Genomic DNA, 20,474 nt, shown 5'->3' with positions numbered 1-20,474 from the left:
TAAGTTAATTATATAATTAAATTATGAACCGAGGTACCTTTAAAGCGGTACGGAAAAAATTGAGGCTGACCCAGCAGGAGCTGGCCCGCCGTCTCGATTTTTCACCCCAGCAGATCAGCAATTATGAAAGCGGGCGGGCGGCGATCCCCCCTTCGGTCCTCCTGGCGGCGCAATATCTGGAAAGAGAGGCAGGAGGGAGATCCTCTCCCCTTTCCCCTCCGGAGAACGCCTTTGTTGAAGAATTTGCCGCCCTCTTGAGGGAAAAATTGGGGCGGGATCTTCTCTTTCTTGTCCTGTTCGGTTCCAGAGTCCGTGGGGACTTTCATGAGGAGTCTGATCTGGATCTCCTGATTGTCGTGTTCAAGAAAAACCGTTCCCTCCGGCATACTGTCTTTAATCTCCTCTTTCAGATCGATCCCTATCAGACCCATCGGTTATCTCCGGTCATTTATTCCTTGAAAGAATTTCGGGAGAATGAAAGGTTGAAATCCCCTTTCGTGGGTGAGATCAAGAGGGACGGGATTCTGGTATGAGTGACGGTGGGCATCATGACCTGGCAGGGCTTCGTCTGAAACAGGCGCGGGCGCGGCTTAAGGCGGCGGTCATCCTTTTTGAGGCGGGGAGTTATGAAGACTCCCTTTCCCGCTCCTATTATGCGATGTTCATGGCGGCCCGGGCCCTTTTGGCCCTCCAGTCGTTGAACTCCCGTCGTCATGCCGGGGTTTTGGCCTTGTTGAACGAACATTTTGTTAAACCAGGACTTGTTGATTCAAAGATGGGGCGTTTGATTGCTGAGGCCAAGAGCCTTCGGGAGGAGAGTGATTATGGGGACTCTGTCTCTTTTTCCAAAGAGGAGACTCTGGATCAGCTCGATGCCGCCAAGGTTTTTATCAGTGAGGTCGAAAAGGCCTTGAAAAATTTTTTGAAGAAAGGAAAATAATGGCTCCTCTCTTAGGCGCCCATATGTCTATATCGGGGGGGATTGAGCTGGCCCCGGAGAGGGGGAGGTCGGTTGGGTGCGACATCATCCAGCTCTTTACCAAGTCCTCCAACCAGTGGGCCGCCAAACCACTGGGGGAAAAAGAGATCGGCGCTTTCAGGGAAAAGATGAGGCGGTACGAAATCCGCCTCGCGTTTGCCCATGACTCCTACCTGATCAACCTCGCTTCGCCCGATGCGACGATGCACAAAAGATCGCTCGAGGCGTTTACCCACGAACTGGAACGGGCCGAGGCGTTGGGGCTTTACGCCCTGGTCTTCCACCCCGGTTCCCATGTCGGGAGCGGCGAAAAAGCGGCGATTCAAAAAATTGCAGAGTCGGTGAACAAGGCACACCAGAAGACCAAGGGTGATTCACCCACGGGGTACAAAGTGTTGACCTGTTTTGAAAATGCGGCGGGGCAGGGGACAAACGTCGGCCACCGGTTTGAACAGATCGCCCAAATGCTGGAATTGGTGGAAGACAAAAAACGGGTCGGTGTCTGTTTTGATACGCAACATGCCTTTGCCGCCGGTTACGACCTCCGGACGGAAGAGGGGTATCAAAAGACATTCAAGGAGTTTGACAAGGTGATCGGCCTGGAAAAACTCAAATGCTTTCACCTGAATGATTCCAAAAAGGAGTTGGGGAGTCGTGTCGATCGGCATGAAGAACTGGGGAAAGGACTATTGGGACTCACTCCATTCCGCTGTTTGATGAACGACAAACGTTTTGTACAAATCCCGATGTCGCTCGAAACCCCCAAGGATGATGATTGCCATCAGGACAAGATCGCCCTCGATCTGCTTCGGAGTTTTATCTCAAAAAAATAGCTGTACCTGGGCGTAGTACAATTTCGGGATCGCCGAAAATTCCCCCCCGGTTTTTCCAAACGGGAGGAGGGCACCAACAGAAAAATCCATCCAGGAAAAGAGGGAATATTTTGTTTCTGGGCGCAGGAAGGTGCTGGCTCCCTCCAGGTCAACAATATTTTCCATCCGGAGAACCCAGAGAGGGGTCAGGTCGTACTTGGCCTGAAGACTGATGAACTGAGTTTTCACTGTTTTTATCTGATTGGCCGTTTCACGAAAAACGATGTTCCCGGTAACAGGATCGGTGGCCGGGTTGCTGAGGAAGAATTGCCCATTCATAAAATATTCAAGGGCTACCGTAAGGCCATTTTGAAACCCATAATCGGCACCGAGGGCCAATTGAATGAAATGATTTTCAATGGCGGCCCTGTCGTAGAGAAACTCTCCCCGGATCCCGGCATTTCCAATATCTCCCGAAATATCGGCCCCCACAACGGTGTCTTTGAGAAACCGTCCCCCGAGTAACGAAAGATCGAAGTGACCAACGGTCTTGGTGAGGCGGGCCCCTGTGCGGGAACGGTCAAAATTGGAATTAAGGGTGTAGGCCGGATTTAATTTCAAGGTGGGGGTGATCGCCCAGGAAAGATTGATCGCATCCACACCGACCCGTTCTTCCGGCTCAACACCAAAGAGGGCAAGCGGTGTGAAAAGATCGGCAGGACTGACCAGCCGCATCACCCCCCAATCCACCTTCTGCCGGCCAACGGTCAGGGTGACTGGTTCCGTCTCCAGTTTGGCATAAGCCCGGTAGAATTGCTGGCCATAAAAGAAATTCTTTTTTCTGGAAATTTCGTAGTCAAGATTCAAATACGGTTCATTCCTCTGTGTTTGTCTCTGGGCGAATTCTTCGGTGTTGACATAACCACCGCCGATGACCTCGTTGTCCCAGATCAGTTTTGTGGAAAAGTTTTTAAAAAAGCGGGTGTCCCATTCCGTTCGGAGCCGGTTGATATCTCCCCAATACCAGTTTCCGGTAGCGGCTCGCTTGGAGGTGACGAAGAGGTTTTTATAATACCCTTTTAATCCGAGAGAGAGGGAATCGTTGTCGTAGAGTGAAAAGGCGTGGGCCGGGAGTGAAAGAAGGCAAAAAAGAAGGAATACTTTTTTCATTACCCTGCTTGCCTCATTGCCTCGATGGGCTCCAGGCGTGAAGCCCTCCAGGCCGGGTAAAGGGAGACCAGGATATTCGAGACCATCACGACGCCGACAAAAAGGAAAAGATAGGCCCAGTCGATCCGGGGATAAACATGGGAGCCGATCAGGAGATTGGACAGCGCTTGTACGAAACGGGAGAGGTTGATGCCGGTATGACCGGCGTAGAGGGTGGCCGCCGCGCCGAGACCAATCCCCAGGAGGGAACCAAAGGCTGTCATCAGGAAAGATTCGAGGGCGATCATCAGCATCACCTGAGATGGCTTGGTGCCGAGCGACATCACGAGGCCGAACTCCCGCGTCCGTTCGATGATCGACATCATCAAGGTATTTAAAATCCCTGCGGCGACGACGGTGAGAACAATCAGGACCACAACCAGAATCATCCCATTTTGAAACCGGATCATCTGGGCGATCATCGGGATCAGCTCTTCCCAGGTGAGGATGGACAGACCCTCAGCCGAGACCTTCTCTCTCAGGTCGGCAACAACCTCTTCTATCTTGAACGGTTTTTGAATCCTGAGGGCAAATTTGGAGATCCGCTGCTCCAACGAAAGGAGCTTTTGGGCGGAGGGGAGGAGCATCATGACGGTCCCGTTATCAATCTGGTCGTTGCCGGTTTCGAATGTTCCCAGAAGTTGATAGGAACCACCGGCGAGGGAGCCGTAATAATCCTGGGCGATCACCGTAATCTTGTCGCCAATGTTGATCTTCAGGATCTTGCGCATCTTCTCCCCCAAGGCGACCCCTTCCTGGTCTTCGGCGGTGAGGGTCCGGCCCTGAACAAGCCCGCGCTGGCTGCCAAGCGCGGTTTCCTGGTCCGGGTCGAATCCGACCAGGTAGGTCATCATCGACTCCCTGGGTGTCACACCCTTGTCGGAGGAGACCATGCCGGCACCGATGATCCGTTCGGAGAAGGCGGCGATGCGGGGATCCTGGTGCAGGATTTTGCGGATCGCCTCGGGGTTTTCAATCGCCCCATTGGCGTTGTAGATGTTTTCCAGCGCCTTGGGAACGATCTGGGCGTCGCTGGTCAATGTGGTGGAGACATTTTCGATCATCTGTTGCTGGGCCCCGTAGATGAACCCGCGCAGAAAGATCAGGGCCCCCAGTCCGAAGGTAATCGCCGTCAGGGTGATGAGGGATCTCTTCTTGTTGCGGAGGAGGTTCCTGAGGGCGATTGATAAAAAAAATTTCACGCCCCTTCTCCCAGCACCCGGCCGTCTTTCAGGCGGATAATCCTCCTGGCCCGCTCGATGACGTTCGGGTCGTGCGAGGCGAAAAGGAAGGTTGTCTTGAAGAATTCGTTCAATTCACGAAAGAGCTGGATTAGTTGGATCCCTGTTTGGGAGTCGAGGTTGGCTGTCGGCTCATCCGCGAGGACAATCTCGGGACGGGTAGCCAGGGCTCGGGCGATCGCGACCCGTTGTTGCTGGCCGCCGCTCATCTCGCCCGGTCGCTTGCCCGCCTGGTCGGAGAGACCGACGCGGGCCAAAAGGTCCTCGATGCGGGACCCCCTCTCTTTTCTATCAATCCCCTGGAGGAGAAGGGGGTATTCGATATTTTCACGGGCCGACAGGACCGGGATGAGGTTGAAGGATTGAAAGACAAAACCGACCTTGTGCAGGCGGAAGAGGGCCAGTTCCGTGCGCGAGAGACGGGCAAGATCCTGACCGGCGATCGTGATGCTCCCTTCCGAGGGCTGATCGAGGGCCCCGATCAGGTGGAGCAGGGTTGATTTTCCGGACCCTGAGGGGCCTGCCAGGACCATGAATTCACCCCCCTCGATTTTTAGATTGATGCCTGACAAGGCCCGGACCGCAAGACCGTTATTCTGGTAAATCTTGCTGGCGCCGGTTAATTCGATCTGGGGCCTATTCAATGGGACCTCCTGAGCTGTTTCTCCGTGAAGATTTCATCACGGATTCCTTCGAGGGGATTGAACTGGATCTCTTTCAACGTCAGGGTTGTGTAATGCCCCTCTTTGTTCACCGACTCCATCCTCCAGACCGACGGGAGGGTGGTCCCTCCCATCTTCTTGACCTCGCTGAACTCAAGGTTTTTGATGAGACGGCCCCTTTCATCATAGAAGGCCTGGCGGAGAGGGATAAAATCGGCCTTGCGAATCCAAAAGAAAACCTTGCCCCAGACGACGGGGGCATGGGGTTTGGGGTCGAGACGGATTCGCCAGAGAGCTTCGCCCTCTTTGGTTTCTACCCCTTCCAGGGTGTGATCGTAATCATCAATGTAGCTCGATTCCTTGACCAGATCGTCATTGGTAAAATCGCTTCCCATCCAAGGCTGGAGCATCATAGAGGGTGGGATCTTCATCACCTTTTCGGTGGAGGGAAGGTACATCCAGAGGTTGTAATCGATCCTTAAGAAGCCGGTTCCTTCATCCTTGGCCGGTTCCAGAATCCGCACAAAGACCTTTTTCTCCATCCGTTTATCCCACGCCTTGAGTTTGAGACGCCGCCTCCAGCGGGGGTTTACAATCTCCACTTCATACAGGGCGACGTTGGAATGACCCCGGAGGAGGTTAATCGTGTGCGCCACAATCTCCCTGGGCGAAGCGCCCTTGGGTGGCACACCCCTGGGTGAATTTTCGGCGGGTGAGGCAAGCGGCAGGGCCAGAAAGAGGAAGAGGATGAAAGTGGGTTTTCTCATAGCCTCATACCCTCATTGCCTCAACTGGTTGGAGGCGTGAAGCCCTCCAGGCCGGTTGAAGGGAGACGACGAGATTCCCCCCCGTCACAATTCCCAAAAAGAGGAGGAGCGAGGAGATATCCAGTCTTGGATAAACATGGGAGCCGATGAGGAGATTGGAAACGGTAGAGAGAAAACGGGAGAGGTCAATACCGACATGGCCGAAATAGAAGGTGAATCCGATGCCGAAGAGAATGCCGGCCAAGGCCCCCGCCGTAGTGAGGAAGAATGATTCCAGGGTCACAACCATCATTACGGCGGAAGGGGATGTTCCGAGAGCGGCCATCAGACCGAACTCCCTTGTCCTTTCGGTAATGGACATCATCAATGTGTTCAAGATTCCTGTGGTGACCACGGTGAGGACGATAAAGACAATCACAAGAATCATCCCGTTCTGGAACCGGATCATCTGGGCAATCAGGGGAAGTATCTCCTCCCAGGTCATGACTGAAAGGCTGGTTCCTTGATAGGGGCTTGCGTCCGCCTCCATTTCTTGAATTTTCTTCCTGAAATCTTTTGCCAGTTCGTCGGGTTGATAGTGAGGATCGATTTTTAGGATGAATTTCGAAATGCGGTGCTCGAAGCCGAGTAATCTTTGCAGGGTCGGCCGGAGGAGCAGGACATTGCCGTTGTCGATCTGATCGTTTCCTGTCTCAAAGGTGCCGGTCAGTTTAAAGGCCTCGCCGGCAAGGCCGCCGTGGTAATCTTGAAAGGTGACAACAACCTTGTCGCCGATTTCAATCTCAAGGATCTTGCGCATCTTCTCACCGATCACAATGCCGTAGTCATCGGCCGTCGTCAGGCGGCGCCCCTGAATGATAGGGATCCTGAATTCTGTAGAGGCCTCGTCGTTGGGGTTATACCCGGAGGCAAACGTCGGGAGAGAAGCGGTAGCCGAGGCGGCGATGCCGCTGGCCCCCACCTCTTCCGCAAAATGGAGAACGCGGGGGTCGTTTTTCAACAGTTGACGGATCGTTTCGGGGTTTTCGATGGCCCCGTTGGTGTTGTAGATGTTTTCCTGGCCCGTGGGGAGGATTTGGATATCGCCGGTTAAGGTGTTGATGACGTTACCCACCATCTGATTCTGGGCGCCGAAAATAAAACTTCTTAAAAAGATCAAGGCCCCCAGGCCGATACTGACGGCGAGCATGGTAATGAGGGATCTTTTCTTGTTACGAAAGAGATTTCGTATCGCGATTTTCAGGAGGACCTTCATTGAGGGAAGTCATTCTGCCTATTTTGGGATTGAAGGTAAAGGATTAGTTTGTTATGCCCGCCGTTGATGAGCCTCTCGGGTAATCTGGCCTATGCGGGAGAGCCTGTTCCATCGGCTCGAAGACTGGTTTTGGACAAGGCCCTTGCCTTGGCCCTAAGACACCTTACTTCTCACCGGCAATGTTCCTTGGTGGAGATCGGCTTGGCGAGGTTGGCGGAGGATACAACCCAAGACCCGTTTACCCCCTTTATCGACCTGCCTCTTTTGGTGACCGGGGCGATCCGTGGAGAGGAACAGTCGGCTGATTGTCTGCCAGCTTTAACGACAATTCTCTTTTTGGGGATTGACCTCCTGGATGACCTGGCCGACCATGATCTCTCTCCTGATTGGAAAGGGTACACGGAGTCGGAGATTAACCTCTTTGCGCTGACCCTCCTCTCAACGCTCCCCTCCCTTATTCTTTCGGAATTTGCGGTTTCTCCGGAAAAGCAATGGCGATTGCAAAAAAGGCTGGCCCGAGGACTCCTCCGGATGAGCGAAGGGCAAAGTCAGGATCTCGCCATGACAGGATCTCCTCGGGTTGGCTTGGAGGAGGTAGAGTCTTCTCTTGTTGGGAAGAGTGGGGCAGAAGCGGCCATTTTTGCCGCGCTGGCGGCGGAAATGGCAGGGGCGAATCCGGAGGAGATTAAAAATTACGAGGAGATGGGCTGTTTTTTGGGAGTCGCCAGTCAGCTTGCCTCGGATTGTTATGACCTCTTTCAGGCCCCATTTAGTCGCGACCTGAAAAACGGGACCCGTACTTTTCCGATTGCTTATTGTCTTGGCAAAAAGGGGGGTAAGGATCGCCTGGAATTTTTGAAAATTTTAGAACAGGGCATGAGTGATCTGTCCCTTCACGAGCAGATCCGCCGGTTTCTTCATCAAACGGGGGCCCTCCGGTTTTCCGCGTTTATTGTAGAGTTGTATTGTCAACGGGCCCTTCGATCACTTGAAAAGGCCAGGCCTCTTGAACCGGCCGCTCATTATTTGCGTGAAGTGATTCATGCCATTTCATTTTTTCATCAACCAAAGGAGGTGATGTCATGAGTTATGAAGCAGTGGGGAAGTTGGTTGACAAGTGGTTGAACGATGCCGGTTTCAGGAAGGCCTTGAGGGAGGATGCGGAAAAGACGGTTCGCCGAAGCGGGCTTGAGCTTTCTCCAGAGGAATGGGCTACCCTTCGCGGGATCGATTGGCGGATGACGGACGAGGAATTAAAGACACGTATCACCAAAGGGATGTAAGCGGTCCCAAAAATATTGGAAGAAGATCGTATCAGAATACTGTCAAGGCTGCCTCCCTTTGCAACGCTTCCTCGCGTTGTGTTGGAAGAGTTAGCAGTTCACCTTGAGGAAGAGTCGTTTGCGGCCGATTCGGTCGTCATCCGGGAAGGGGATATCGGTGACAAGCTATACCTTGTTACGGAGGGACGGGCCGAGGTCCAAACGGAAGGGGAGACCGGCCCGATCGTTTTGGCAACCTTGGGGGAGGGAGAACTCTTTGGTGAGATTGCCCTTCTCCACCCCGGTAGCCGCCGATCGGCGAGCATCGTTGCGGTCACTCCTCTGAAAGCCTTGACCTTGGCTGGACCTGTTTTCGCGACAGTCATCGCCAGCTTTCCTGAGACTCAAGAAAAGTTAAAGGCCGTGGCAGAAAAACTTCTCATCATCAAATTTCTGAAACAGGCGACCCCATTTACGACATTGGAAGCGAGGCGATTGGAATTGTTGGCCTCACGTTTGGAAAAACTCTCTGTGCCTGCCGAAAAAGAGATCATCCGTCAGGGGGAAAGGGGAGATTGTTGTTTTCTCATTCAGTCAGGTCGTGTAGAAGTCATTGTGAACGAGAGTTTTCGATCATCGCGTCAGCTGGCCACCCTGGAGGCGGGTGCCCTCTTTGGCGAGGCAGCGATTCTCTCTGATTCGCCACGGAATGCCACAATCCGTTCTCTTCAACCCTGTGAACTTTTTATTCTCAAACGATCCGATCTTTTAGAGGTCATGGGGGCCGATTGGAAGGTCGCCTCCCAGATGGTCGATCTTTTGAGACTCAGGGACCGTCCCCGCCGGATTGACAATGTTCAGATCGAAAAGAGGAAAACGGATCAAGGGGAAAAGGTGATTATTCTCAAGGATCCAAAAAGAGGGGCCTATTTTAAACTTTCACCGGAGGGATGGTTTGTTTGGGAGCGGCTGGATGGGAATCACAATTTAAAAGATATTATTATCGATTATTTCAGAACCTTTAAAACCTTTTCTCCTCAGGGAGTGACCGATATTATCACCTCCCTGGTGACCGCCGGTTTTGCGGAAAGCCGTACCCTCCGTTACGGTGTTCTGAAGATGACCCGTCATCACCCAAGATTGTATCAAGGGTTGGTTCGGCTGAAAAACTTTTTTGAGTGGCGATACCTGATCAGGGGTGTGGATCGGTTGATCACGGTTTTTTACCGGCGGGGGATGAATCAATGTTACCGAAAGCCGGTTCCTTTTTTACTAACCCTGGTGGCTGTTTTTGGATTGGTTGCCTTTGTGGGAGAGGCGGGGCCGCTCCGGCCTTTTTTGAACGAGAGGGCGACTTTCTCTCTGGTCCTTGCCCTCTGGCCTCTCTATCTTCTGAGTATCGTCATCCATGAGGCGGGTCATGCCTTTACCACCAAGGCATTTGGTCGGGAGGTCCTTGGTGTCGGTCTGGGGTGGTATTGGGTCGGGCCGATCGTTTTTGTTGATACCTCCGATATGTGGCTGGCCCCCAAGTGGCCCCGGATTCGTGTGGGCGTTGCGGGGGTTTATACCAATCTTGTTGTGGTTGGTCTTGTGATGGTCGTCGGGGTTTTTTGGGCGGCCCCTCTTGTCAAGATTTCTTGCTGGTTCTTTGCCCTGATTTCCTATCTTGTGGTCCTCCTCAATCTAAACCCCACCCTTGATTATGACGGGTATTATATTTTGTCGGACCTCTTTGAACGACCTCATTTGAGGCAGCAATCCTTCAGATGGTTTAAGAAGGATTTGTTCCGCTCTTTTTGGAAACCCTCTCTTTTGGCACACCATTTTCCGGAGTTATTTTATGGTTTTCTCATTATCTTTTATTATATCGTTTTAGGGAGCTTCCTTTATTTTTTGTACCGGTTTTTTAGAGGATGAAAGAGGTTAGGGTGCCTAAAAAACAGCTTCTTTTTTTAATAATAACGGCAGTTCTGGTAACCCTCACGACCCGTCTTGTTCAGGCGGAAGATTCTTACGAGCCGAGGAGTGGTTTTTATATCGGACTGGGGGGTGCCCTGGGTTACGAGGCGAATGCGATCCAGCGGGTCGGAGGGGGTGGGATCGGCCAACTCGGTTATCGGTTTAGTGATCAGTTTGCCCTTCATCTGGAGAGTGGTGGTTATTTTACCAGCCGGGCCGGTGTGAATTATACCTTCATCCCGGTGACCCCGACCCTTCTTTACTTTATTGTCGATGGCCTCTACGCCTACAGCGGTTTTGGGTATGAGATGATGCGGGTTACCTCCGGCGCCAGCTTTGGCGCCGTTGGAATGCCGGGGACCACCTACTACAGCGGCTTCACGGTCGATTCCGGGATCGGTTATGAATTCTGGATGGGGGAACAGTTTACGCTAGCCCCCCAGTTCGGGCTCAACTACGCCCATATCGCCGATGGGGATCTTTACACCCCGCTCTTTCGGGCAACGGTGCAGTATCATTTTTAGGATTTTTCCTCGACCCAGGTCTAAAAAAGTCTTGACATTTTTAGAGTTCGGTCTAGACTTAAAATCATGCAGCGGACCCTATCCCCCTTGCTGGACAAAATCCTCAAGAAATGGAACAAGATGGCCTTCCTCTCCGGTCCCCGCCAGGTAGGGAAGACCACCCTCGCCAGGCAGTATGGAGAGCAGTGGGGCCCTTGCCACTATTTTAATTGGGATGACTTGGGGGACCAGAAAAGGCTGGTCAAGGACCCCTATTTTTTTGCGAGGGAGGATCGGGAAGGGGGAACTCCTCCCCTCCTCCTTTTTGATGAGATCCACAAATATGCCCGCTGGAAGAATTATCTCAAGGGAGCCTTTGACAAGTATCACGGAGAGTTCCGATTCCTGATAACCGGCAGCGGCAGGCTGGATCTTTTTAAAAAAGGGGGGGATAGCCTGCTGGGGCGTTATTTTTCTCTCCCCCTCTTTCCCCTGACCATGGGAGAGGTACAGGGTTGTTTCCCGAACTGGAAGGAGACGAAAGAGCTTCTGTGTGATCTTCCTCCCCGCAAAGATTCCAGCCGGGAACTCTATGACCAGTTGTTCCGTTTTAGCGGTTTCCCAGACCCTTTTTTAAAGGCGGCCTCCGACTTTTACACCCTCTGGTTTCGAGAGAGAAAAGGGGTCCTGATTCGGCAAGATATTCGGGATGCGAGTCCGATCCGGGAAATTTCCCTCCTTGAAATGCTCTCTCACCTGATCCCGGAGCGGGTTGGAAATCCCATTTCCCTCAATGCCCTCAAAGAGGATGTCGGGGTCGCCTTTGAAACGGTCAGAGATTGGGTCCAACTTCTCGCCTCTTTCTATTATCTTTTCCGATTAACCCCTTTCACCGCCTCCCTGAAACGGACGCTCAAGAAGGAGGCCAAGGTTTATCTCTATGATTGGGTCGAGGTGACGGAGGAGGGATTTCGCTTTGAGAACCTGGTTGCTCTTCATCTGCTGAAGGCGGTCGAGACCTGGAGCGCTACGGGGGAGGGATCTTTTCGACTCCACTACCTGAGGGACAGGGAAAAGCGGGAGGTTGATTTTGTCGTCGTCCGTGACAGCAGGCCTCTCCTTCTTGTGGAGTGTAAATGGAGTGATACCAACTTTTCCCCCTCACTCCTTTATTATCAGGAAAGACTGAAGGTCCCGGTGGCGGTGCAACTGGTCCATCAAAGAGGCGTTTGCAGGAAGAGAGAAGAGGGAAAACTGGCGCGGTGGGTTGTTTCCGCCGACCATTGGTTGCAAATTTTGCCCTGAGAAACAGTGCCCTATATCATTTTTAGGAAACCTTGACATTTTCAGTCAGCCTTGGTTTATCAATCACCATATAAAGGAGGGGTTATGGCACTTAAAGAGGGGGACAAGGCCCCGGAGTTTGGCCTGTTGGGATCAAATAACAAAAAGGTCTCGCTCAAAGATTTTAAGGGGAGGCAAAACGTCGTCCTCTACTTCTACCCGAAGGATGACACCCCCGGGTGCACGGTGGAGGCCTGCGGTTTCAGGGATTCGATCAAAAAGATTGAAGGTGTGGATGCGGTGGTCTTGGGGGTCAGCCCGGATGATGTCAAGGCCCACAACAGGTTCATCGACAAATTCCGTCTCCCGTTTATCCTGCTGGCCGATACGGAGAAAAAAACCTGCGGGGATTACGGGGTCTGGGTCAAGAAGAGTATGTATGGCCGCGAGTACATGGGGGTCGCCCGGACGACGTTTATTATTGGCAAGGATGGGAAGATCGCCAAGATCTACGAAAAGGTGAAACCGGAAGGGCACAACGCAGAGGTCCTTGAATTTCTCAAGACACTCTAATGGAAGCGACTAAACCGGCCTTTCAAAAATATATCCTTGTCTGTGAAAACAAACGAGAGACTGGTGACTGCTGTGCCCCTGCCGGAGAAAAAATCAGAGAACTCCTGAAAAATAAAATCAAGGAGAAGAAGCTCAACACAAAAATCCGGGTCAGCCGGACCGGCTGTCTGGATGTCTGTAAGTGGGGCCCGAATGTCTTGATTATGCCGGATAATATCTGGCTCAAAGGGGTCAGGGAAGAGGACCTCGATGACATTGTCCAGAGGGCCTGCGAAGGGCTTCATTAATCCCATTTAAAGAGAAAAGAGATCTCCCCTAAAAAATTATTCCGGTCAACCCCGGGGACAAAATTAAAACCGGTGACCCGTTCATAACCGAAGTTTCCGGCAAGTTCGATCCTTTCCCCGAATTTTTCAGTCCAACCGGTGACGACACGATAGCGCTTTTCAGGCGGGCCGTTTTTATCCCGGAAATAATCGCCATCACCGGAGGTGTAAATATCGCTATCCCGGAGCTCCCAGTCGAAGACAAAATCGAGTTGGGAGGTTTGACGCAGGTCCCAGACTGTTTTGATATGAAATTTGTCGCCATCCGGGCCCAACTCGCTCCCCAGGATATGCCGGTTGAGGGTGTGGCCGAAGTTCCAGACGCCATGCCGGTAAAAGAGGGGGTCGGTATGTTCATACTCAATCCGAAGCGATAATTTCCCCTCAGGATCGATCGCCGGGATGTAGAATCCGGCAAGATAGGCGGCGCGATCTTCGTAATAAGTCGGATCACCGCCAAGGATCTCAAATCCCAGGTCATCAAACATGACTTCTCCATAAAGTGCCGAGTTTCTCAAAGGGGGGATAGTGATCCGGAGGTCAAGCCCGCCGCGGTGATCGGCCACATTCTTGGTGACCTTGTTACCGGTACGGACGAGGAATATTTCGGAGATCGGGTCCAGAAAATTTAAGCCCGGGGCCCCCTGGCCCCCCATGAAAAAGATATTGGAGATGCCGAATTCAAAAAAGGACCACGGCCGGATGGAAATCTTTAGCCCGACGAGAAGGGTGTAGGGGAATTCCCTCTCCGGTCCCATCGTGGCCACAAAAAAACTGTAACGGGTCGGCCCCAAGTATTTAAAGAGCCAGGGGTTGTAGAGAGGGGAATCGTTGGAGAAGTGGATCATGTCGAGGGGACGCGCATTGTTGGAAAGGAGATGACCTCCGTATTCCCCCTGACCCAGGATGAGCGAGTCACGTCCGATTTCTGTGACGAAATTTCCAAATTCCAACCTCCCGTAAAAATTCTGCAAAAAGAATTTGGGACGATTTTTCCCCTCTTTTTCGATCAAGACTCGGAAGTCAGGGCGGAGATTGATGGCCAGGTGGGGTCCAATCTGCGCGCGGTGGGAGGTTTCGAGGGAAAGGGTTTCCCCGTTGGCAAAATACCTCCCCTCCCGGTTGGCAATGAGGGGGTTGATATCCGCCTCGATGAAGGCCCCGACGCCGTTATCTCTGGGGACCGCTCGGACAGGGCTGTCGAAATAGGTGAAGGAGAAACGGGAGGTCTCCAGAAAATGAAGGGTATTAAAATCCTTTTCCCCCTCGAGGGCTCCCCTCTGAACCAGCTCTTCATGATACTCCTTTTTCAGACGGCCCAATATTGGGGCCGCTCCCTGCTGTTGGTTCTCTTCATCATTTTTCAACGCCTCTTCGATCATTCTTGAAATTTCCCTCCGGGACCAGGGTCTCTGTCCATAAATGGCTTCATGGATCAGCCCAAAGGCGATCAACCGGTCAATATCACGGTAGACCGGATGATCCACAGGAACGTTGACACTGCCGAACCCCCAGAGGGGAGGGGCGAAAAAGAGGAGGAGGAAAAAGAGGAAACCCGTTTTTTTCATAAAGAGGGGAAAGGATGGTCTTTGCACAAAAATAGGTCAACTGCCTTTTTTTAGGGCAGTGTGTTGCCAGGCTCTTGTAAAAAAGGTGAACAAAAATCGACACCGGTTATTTTTTTAAAATGGCACACTATTTGCTTGGAGTAAGAGAAACGAAAGGAGTGCTTATGCGACAAACTTTCAGGTATCTTGCCTTGTTCCTTTTTTCGACACTGTTTTTATTTGCCCTCTCCGAGGTCGCCTTTGCCGAGGAAGAATCGGGGGCGGATCACCCCTCGGGATCAATCCCGTTTTGGCAGAAGACCAAGGTGAGTGGTTCAGCAGATGTCAATTATAATTACAATTTCAATCGGCCGGTGACCACTTCATCGGTGGCCCCGGCAATCAACGGTTACCGGGTCTTTGACGCCAATGCCAATACTTTTAATGTCGGTCTGGTCGAGCTGGCGATTGAAAACAGCCCCACTGATTGGGTGACCTTCCGGACCGATCTCGATTTTGGTCACGACGTGGCCGCCTTTCATGCGGCCGGTCTCGGGACAACCGAATTTTTTGACCTCCAACAGGCCTATATTGCCTTGAAGGCGGATGTTGGGAATGGACTCACTGTCAAGGTGGGGAAGTTTGTGACGCTCCACGGGGCCGAGGTGATCGAGGCGGCCTCCAACAATAACGTCTCACGAGGTCTCCTGTTTAATTACGCTATTCCGTTTACCCATACCGGGATCGTTGCCAGTTATCCCTTTGCCGATTGGATCAGCCTTGACCTCGGGATCGTCAATGGGTGGAATAATGTTGTTGATAACAACAGCGGCAAGAGCGCCCATGGGATGTTGACGATCAAACCGTTTGACAAATTCACCTTTACTCTAGGGGGCACGGTGGGTCCTGAGACGGCGGGGAAGAACAGCCCGATCCGTACCTTGATCGATGCCATCGCCACCTATGCCTTGAACCCAAAGTGGACCTTTACCCTCAACTACAATCTGGGTCGGGATGGGGGATTGGGTGGTACCAACGGTCTTGCCGACTGGCAGGGAGTCGCCGGTTATGTTCATTGGAAACCGATGGATCGTTTTGGCCTGACCCTCCGCGGAGAATTTTACAAGGATGATGTCGGAACTCTGGGGGTACCGACTGGCGCCGTTGCTTCAAGCAAGCTCTATGAGGGGACTCTGACCTCTCACCTCTACCTCACGGATGGTTTGGATCTCCGCTTTGAATTCCGTCATGATCAGGGAGACCAAACCTCGTTTTTAACCGGCAGTGGTTCTTCCAAAAAATTCCAGGACACGGTGGCAAGCCAACTGATCTACTCATTTTAACGGTTGAATTAAGGAGGTCTTTCTCATGACAAAACGAAAAAACATCTTTCTTGCGTTGGCGGCGGTTGTCCTTGGGAGCGGGATGATACCGGCGATGGCCAATGCCCAGGAAGTGGGCGATTTAAAAATCGCCGCTGATACGGTTTGGACACTGATTACCGCCTTCCTTGTCTTCTGGATGAATGCCGGTTTCGCGTTAGTTGAATCCGGTTTTTGCCGGGAAAAGAATTGTGTTAACATTTTAGCGAAGAACTTTATTGTCTTCGCCGTTTCTTCAATCGCCTACTGGATACTTGGTTTTGGCCTCATGTTCGGCGATGGGACCGGCTGGACAGGCCAGCAGGGACTCTGGTTCCTGGGGGGCGCCGACAACAGCCCTGCCCTGGGAGAGGCGTACCAGGGGGTTTACGGCTCCTTGAACTGGACCGGTGTCCCTCTTCTTGTCAAATTCTTCTTTCAACTTGTTTTTGCCGGAACGGCCGCGACGATTGTTTCTGGGGCTGTCGCTGAGAGGATCAAATTTCACTCCTTTATCGTTTTTTCTTTCATCATTGTGGCCCTCATGTACCCGACTACCGGGCACTGGATCTGGGGAGGGGGCTGGCTGGCCAAAAAAGGATTCTTTGATTTTGCCGGGTCCACGGTTGTCCATTCCGTGGGGGGATGGGCCGCTCTCATGGGGATTTTGTTCCTGGGTCCCCGTATCGGGAAATACAAGGATGGCAAGGTTCGTCCGATCCCGGGACACAACATGTCAACGGCGACCCTCGGCTGTTTGATTTTGTGGCTGGGCTGGTTTGGTTTTAACCCCGGTTCGACCATGGCGGCAGACTGGGCCCATATCGGGCATATTGCGGTCACGACGAATATGGCGGGAGCGGCGGCGACCCTTTCGGCGACGGCGATGGCCTGGTTGCTATTGGGAAAACCGGATATAGGGATGATCCTAAACGGGACACTGGCCGGTCTGGTGGCGGTAACCGCCCCCTGCGCCTTTGTGAGTGTGACCAGTTCTGTCATCATCGGTCTCGTCGCGGGGGTTTTGGTTGTTTTATCGGTTTCCTTCTTTGACAAACTGCAGATTGACGATCCTGTGGGGGCCCTTTCCGTACACCTGATGAATGGCGTTTGGGGGACCTTGTCGTTAGGCCTGTTTGCTCAAAAGGAGATCACCCCGAACACGGTCAAAGATGGGCTCTTTTTCGGGGGGGGAACGGAGCAGTTGATGGCTCAGCTGATCGGTGTTGTGACGGTAGCCCTCTTTACGGTTGTCGCCGCCGGTTTGGTCTGGGGCTTGATCAAACTTCTGCTCGGGCTTCGTGTTACTCCCGAAGAAGAGATGGAGGGACTCGATTTTGGTGAACATGGGAACAGGGCTTATCCTGATTTCCAGACAGTTAAGTAAAAAGCGGGGGCCCTTATGAAGAAAATTGAGGCGATCATCAAGCCGTTCAAGTTGGATGAGGTCAAAGAGGCGCTGGCCAAGGTTGGTGTCCATGGCCTGACCGTCAGCGAGGTCAAGGGGTTTGGTCGCCAGAAGGGGCATACCGAACTCTATCGGGGGGCGGAATACATTGTTGACTTTCTCCCGAAGGTCAAGCTGGAGATTCTGGTGACCGATGATCTGGTTCCGACGGTTGTTGAGACGATTGTGAAGACGGCCAGAACCGGCAAGATCGGGGATGGGAAGATATTTGTCTCCACCCTGTCGGAGGTCCTGAGGATTCGCACCGGGGAGTCCGGCGCCAACGCCGTCTAAAGCATTTCAATCCCCGAGGGGATTAGAAATACTTACATAAAATATTCTAGACAGGCTAAAGGATCTCATGTTAGGGCTGCCTCGTTCTGAATGTAAGGAGGTTGTATGAAGAAGGTGGAAGCGGTTATTAAACCATTTAAATTGGATGAGGTGAAAGAGGCCCTCCATCAGGTCGGTGTGGCCGGGATGACGGTTTCTGAGGTGAAGGGGTTTGGGCGGCAAAAGGGGCACACCGAGTTATACCGGGGTGCTGAATATGTTGTCGATTTTCTCCCTAAGGTCAAGATTGAGATCATTGTCAAAGATGACCAGGTTGCTTCCGTTGTGGAGGCGATTGCCAAGGGGGCGAAGACCGGGCGAATCGGTGACGGCAAGATTTTCGTATCCCAAGTGGATGAGGTGATTCGTATCCGAACCGGTGAAACTGGCGCTAATGCCATTTAAAGTAAGGAGGAAGTTCGTATGACACCGAAGGAAGTTTTGGCGATGGCCAAGGAAAACAAGGCCAAGTTTCTCGATCTGAAGTTCATTGATTTTCCCGGCGTCTGGCAGCATTTCTCGGTGCCGATCTCCCAGTTTACCGAATCCAATTTTGAAGAGGGGTACGGATTTGACGGTTCCTCCATCCGCGGCTGGCAGGCGATCAATGCCTCGGACATGCTGGTCCTCCCGGACCCGCAAACGGCGGTCATGGATCCATTTTGTTCCATCCCGACCTTTTCGATGATTTGCAATATCGTTGATCCGGTGACCAAAGAACCGTACAGCCGGGATCCCCGTTACGTGGCCCGCAAGGCGGAGGCTTATGTTAAAACGACCGGAATTGGTGACAAAATCTTTTTTGGGCCGGAGGCGGAATTTTTCGTCTTTGATTCCGTTTCTTTTGATCAGTCCCACAACTTCGGATTCTACAAGATTGATTCCGTCGAGGGACGATGGAATTCAGGTCAGGATAAATTGGTGACCGGCCAGACCAATCTTGGATACCTGCCCCGCTTCAAGGAGGGGTATTTTCCGGTTCCTCCCACCGATACCTTGCAGGATATCCGGTCAGAAATGGTCTTGGAGATGGAAAAGCTGGGAATCGTCATTGAGTGTCAGCACCATGAGGTGGCGACCGCCGGCCAGTGTGAGATCGACATGCGATTTGATACCCTAACCCGGATGGCCGACAACCTCTGCTGGTTCAAGTATGTCTTGAAAAATGTCGCCCGCCGTCATGGCAAAACGGTCACCTTCATGCCGAAACCCCTCTATAATGATAACGGTTCCGGCATGCATTGCCACCAGTCAATCTGGAAGGGGGATACCCCTCTCTTTGCCGGTAACAAGTACAGTGGTCTCTCCGAGATGGGGCTTTACTATATTGGGGGTATCATCAAGCATGCCCCTGCGATCTGTGCCTTTACCAATCCAACGACCAATTCTTATCGACGGTTGGTGCCGGGCTTTGAGGCGCCGGTGAACCTCGCCTATTCTTCACGAAACCGTTCCGCCGCCTGCCGGATCCCGATGTACTCACAATCGCCGAAGGCCAAGAGGGTCGAGGTCCGTTTCCCGGACCCCTCCTGCAATCCGTACCTGGGGTTTGCCGCCCTGCTGATGGCCGGCCTTGACGGGATCCAGAACCGAATCGATCCGGGTCAGCCTCTGGATAAGGATATCTACTCCCTCTCTCCCGAGGAGCTGCAAAACGTCCCCCACGTCCCTGGGACTTTGGAGGAGTCGCTCGCCGCCCTCAAGAAGGATCATGCCTTCCTGCTGAAGGGGGATGTCTTTACCGAGGATGTGATCGAAAGATGGATTGAGTACAAGACAGAAAATGAGGTCAATCCGGTCCGGCTCCGCCCTGTCCCGTGGGAATTTGCCCTGTATTTTGATATTTAATAGGAGATTTTTTTCATTTGCAGGATCTCCTATTCATGCTAGCCTCATCCCCCGTTGGTAAATCTTTGTTCAACGAAAGGAAACTTTATGCGTCAAGGAATGATTGTCTTGTTTGCTCTTCTCGCCCTGGCCTGTGCCCGCAAGGAAACGGTCGTCATTAAAGCAGAACCGGGTGAGCCCAAGGTGTTGGCCGTTCTGGATGGAGAAAAGATCACCGAAGAGGATCTCCAGAAGTCTGGTTCCAGCCACCTCTCCCAGGCGCAAGCCGAATTGTACGATGCCCAGAAAGAGGTGATTGATTCCATCGTCCAGGACAAGCTCCTGGAGAAGGAGGCGGCCCGCCGCAAGACAACCAAGGAAGAAATTATGAAGGTGGAGGTCTTGGACAGAGTCGCCGTGACCGACAAGGATGTAGAGAAATTTTACAATGAAAAAAAGGGAAACCTTCAGGGAAAGACCCTGGATCAGGTAAAAGATAACCTGAAGGGCTACCTGACCCGCCAGAGGCAGGAAGAGAGGAAAGGGGAACTTTTCAAGAAGCTCTCTTCCAAGGGGAGTGTCAAGTACCTGATCGATGCCCCTCGCGTTGAGGTCAGTGTGGATGACGACCCGTCGATCGGTCCAAAGGACGCCAAGGTAGTGATGATTGAGTTCACCGATTACCAGTGCCCCTTCTGCGGAAAGTCACGGGATACGGTCAACCAGGTTTTGGAGGAATATAAGGGAAAGGTTCGGTATGTCCTGCGTGATTTCCCCCTCTCGTTCCATCAGGATGCCTTCAAGGCCCACGAGGGGGCCCAGTGTGCCGCGGATCAGGGCAAATATTGGGAATTCAACAAGAAGCTGTTTGCCAACCAGAGGGCGATCAAGATCGAGGACCTGAAAAAACATGCCCAGGATCTGAAACTGGATATGGGAAAATTCAACGATTGTCTGGATTCCTCGAAATACAAGGACGAAGTGGCCAAGGATCAGATCGATGGAGAAAAGGCGGGAGTCAGCGGGACGCCGGCCTTCTTCATCAATGGCCGGCTTATCGGTGGGGCCCGCCCCTTTGCCAACTTTAAGGAAGTTATTGATGAAGAGTTATCGCGTAACTAGCG

Annotated in this window: 22 protein-coding genes; 16 read left to right on the top strand and 6 right to left on the bottom strand. The window is 52.4% G+C overall.

Going from position 1 to position 20,474, the window contains the following annotated elements; all coding sequences use genetic code 11:
- The first annotated feature begins 23 nt into the window (after positions 1-23).
- Genes HYS22_05390 through nfo form a run of 3 tightly spaced genes read left to right on the top strand, consistent with a single transcriptional unit; the run spans position 24 to position 1,812 of the window.
- The gene (locus HYS22_05390; GenBank protein ID MBI1909584.1) at positions 24-533 is read left to right on the top strand and encodes a helix-turn-helix domain-containing protein; all 510 of its coding nucleotides are present in this window, start codon (positions 24-26) and stop codon (positions 531-533) included.
- Positions 530-940, top strand: coding sequence for a HEPN domain-containing protein (locus tag HYS22_05385; GenBank protein MBI1909583.1), 411 nt, complete (start codon positions 530-532; stop codon positions 938-940). Before HYS22_05390 ends, HYS22_05385 begins: the two co-directional genes overlap by 4 nt.
- The gene (gene nfo, locus HYS22_05380) at positions 940-1,812 is read left to right on the top strand and encodes a deoxyribonuclease IV (GenBank protein ID MBI1909582.1); all 873 of its coding nucleotides are present in this window, start codon (positions 940-942) and stop codon (positions 1,810-1,812) included. The genes HYS22_05385 and nfo overlap by 1 nt, the downstream gene beginning before the upstream one ends.
- Here nfo and HYS22_05375 read toward each other — a convergent pair.
- The 5 genes from HYS22_05375 to HYS22_05355 are packed head-to-tail and all read right to left on the bottom strand — an operon-like array spanning position 1,801 to position 6,925.
- On the bottom strand, positions 1,801-2,961 hold the full coding sequence (locus HYS22_05375; protein MBI1909581.1) for a hypothetical protein: 1,161 nt from the start codon (positions 2,959-2,961) through the stop codon (positions 1,801-1,803). The genes nfo and HYS22_05375 overlap by 12 nt on opposite strands.
- On the bottom strand, positions 2,961-4,202 hold the full coding sequence (locus HYS22_05370) for an ABC transporter permease (GenBank protein MBI1909580.1): 1,242 nt from the start codon (positions 4,200-4,202) through the stop codon (positions 2,961-2,963). The genes HYS22_05375 and HYS22_05370 overlap by 1 nt, the downstream gene beginning before the upstream one ends.
- A complete protein-coding gene (locus HYS22_05365) occupies positions 4,199-4,870 on the bottom strand; it encodes an ABC transporter ATP-binding protein (GenBank protein ID MBI1909579.1) in 672 nt (223 codons plus the stop codon). Before HYS22_05365 ends, HYS22_05370 begins: the two co-directional genes overlap by 4 nt.
- Before the next feature lie 11 nt (positions 4,871-4,881).
- Positions 4,882-5,670: an outer membrane lipoprotein-sorting protein gene (locus HYS22_05360; GenBank protein ID MBI1909578.1), complete on the bottom strand. Its 789-nt coding sequence runs from the start codon at positions 5,668-5,670 to the stop codon at positions 4,882-4,884.
- 4 nt (positions 5,671-5,674) lie between these two features.
- Positions 5,675-6,925, bottom strand: coding sequence for an ABC transporter permease (locus tag HYS22_05355; protein MBI1909577.1), 1,251 nt, complete (start codon positions 6,923-6,925; stop codon positions 5,675-5,677).
- Positions 6,926-6,991: 66 nt separating this feature from the next.
- On the opposite strand from HYS22_05355, the gene HYS22_05350 reads away from it, so the two are divergent.
- From HYS22_05350 to HYS22_05320, 7 genes are all read left to right on the top strand, one after another.
- Positions 6,992-8,011: a polyprenyl synthetase family protein gene (locus HYS22_05350; GenBank protein MBI1909576.1), complete on the top strand. Its 1,020-nt coding sequence runs from the start codon at positions 6,992-6,994 to the stop codon at positions 8,009-8,011.
- Positions 8,008-8,208 (top strand): hypothetical protein, encoded by a 201-nt coding sequence (locus HYS22_05345; GenBank protein ID MBI1909575.1) that lies wholly within the window; start codon positions 8,008-8,010, stop codon positions 8,206-8,208. The genes HYS22_05350 and HYS22_05345 overlap by 4 nt, the downstream gene beginning before the upstream one ends.
- A gap of 78 nt (positions 8,209-8,286) precedes the next feature.
- Entirely contained in the window at positions 8,287-10,107 is a 1,821-nt protein-coding gene (locus HYS22_05340) for a cyclic nucleotide-binding domain-containing protein (protein MBI1909574.1), read from the top strand.
- Between the two features lie 11 nt (positions 10,108-10,118).
- Complete coding sequence (locus tag HYS22_05335; protein MBI1909573.1) at positions 10,119-10,673, top strand: hypothetical protein; 555 nt, start codon at positions 10,119-10,121, stop codon at positions 10,671-10,673.
- A 66-nt stretch (positions 10,674-10,739) separates the two neighbouring features.
- On the top strand, positions 10,740-11,957 hold the full coding sequence (locus HYS22_05330; protein ID MBI1909572.1) for an ATP-binding protein: 1,218 nt from the start codon (positions 10,740-10,742) through the stop codon (positions 11,955-11,957).
- 84 nt (positions 11,958-12,041) lie between these two features.
- Complete coding sequence (bcp, locus tag HYS22_05325) at positions 12,042-12,509, top strand: thioredoxin-dependent thiol peroxidase (GenBank protein ID MBI1909571.1); 468 nt, start codon at positions 12,042-12,044, stop codon at positions 12,507-12,509.
- Positions 12,509-12,796 carry a (2Fe-2S) ferredoxin domain-containing protein gene (locus tag HYS22_05320; GenBank protein ID MBI1909570.1) on the top strand — a complete coding sequence of 96 codons (288 nt, stop codon included), beginning with the start codon at positions 12,509-12,511 and terminating at the stop codon, positions 12,794-12,796. The genes bcp and HYS22_05320 overlap by 1 nt, the downstream gene beginning before the upstream one ends.
- Here the strand turns inward: HYS22_05320 and HYS22_05315 are convergent.
- A complete protein-coding gene (locus HYS22_05315) occupies positions 12,793-14,403 on the bottom strand; it encodes a hypothetical protein (protein ID MBI1909569.1) in 1,611 nt (536 codons plus the stop codon). The genes HYS22_05320 and HYS22_05315 overlap by 4 nt on opposite strands.
- Positions 14,404-14,567: 164 nt before the next feature.
- On the opposite strand from HYS22_05315, the gene HYS22_05310 reads away from it, so the two are divergent.
- The 6 genes from HYS22_05310 (at position 14,568) to HYS22_05285 (ending at position 20,472) form a co-directional block, all read left to right on the top strand.
- Positions 14,568-15,725 (top strand): porin, encoded by a 1,158-nt coding sequence (locus HYS22_05310; GenBank protein MBI1909568.1) that lies wholly within the window; start codon positions 14,568-14,570, stop codon positions 15,723-15,725.
- A gap of 25 nt (positions 15,726-15,750) precedes the next feature.
- Positions 15,751-17,130: an ammonium transporter gene (locus tag HYS22_05305; protein ID MBI1909567.1), complete on the top strand. Its 1,380-nt coding sequence runs from the start codon at positions 15,751-15,753 to the stop codon at positions 17,128-17,130.
- A 15-nt stretch (positions 17,131-17,145) separates the two neighbouring features.
- Positions 17,146-17,484 carry a P-II family nitrogen regulator gene (locus tag HYS22_05300; GenBank protein MBI1909566.1) on the top strand — a complete coding sequence of 113 codons (339 nt, stop codon included), beginning with the start codon at positions 17,146-17,148 and terminating at the stop codon, positions 17,482-17,484.
- A 105-nt stretch (positions 17,485-17,589) separates the two neighbouring features.
- Positions 17,590-17,928, top strand: coding sequence for a P-II family nitrogen regulator (locus HYS22_05295; protein MBI1909565.1), 339 nt, complete (start codon positions 17,590-17,592; stop codon positions 17,926-17,928).
- Positions 17,929-17,946: 18 nt separating this feature from the next.
- Positions 17,947-19,371: a type I glutamate--ammonia ligase gene (gene glnA, locus HYS22_05290; GenBank protein MBI1909564.1), complete on the top strand. Its 1,425-nt coding sequence runs from the start codon at positions 17,947-17,949 to the stop codon at positions 19,369-19,371.
- Between the two features lie 87 nt (positions 19,372-19,458).
- Complete coding sequence (locus HYS22_05285) at positions 19,459-20,472, top strand: DsbA family protein (protein ID MBI1909563.1); 1,014 nt, start codon at positions 19,459-19,461, stop codon at positions 20,470-20,472.
- Positions 20,473-20,474 lie beyond the last annotated feature (2 nt).

Source organism: Deltaproteobacteria bacterium, assembly GCA_016177765.1.
Classification (GTDB): domain Bacteria; phylum UBA10199; class UBA10199; order JACPAL01; family JACOUP01; genus JACOUP01.
The sequence above is the reverse complement of the archived record's forward strand: the minus strand, read 5'-3'. Positions and strand labels throughout refer to the sequence as shown.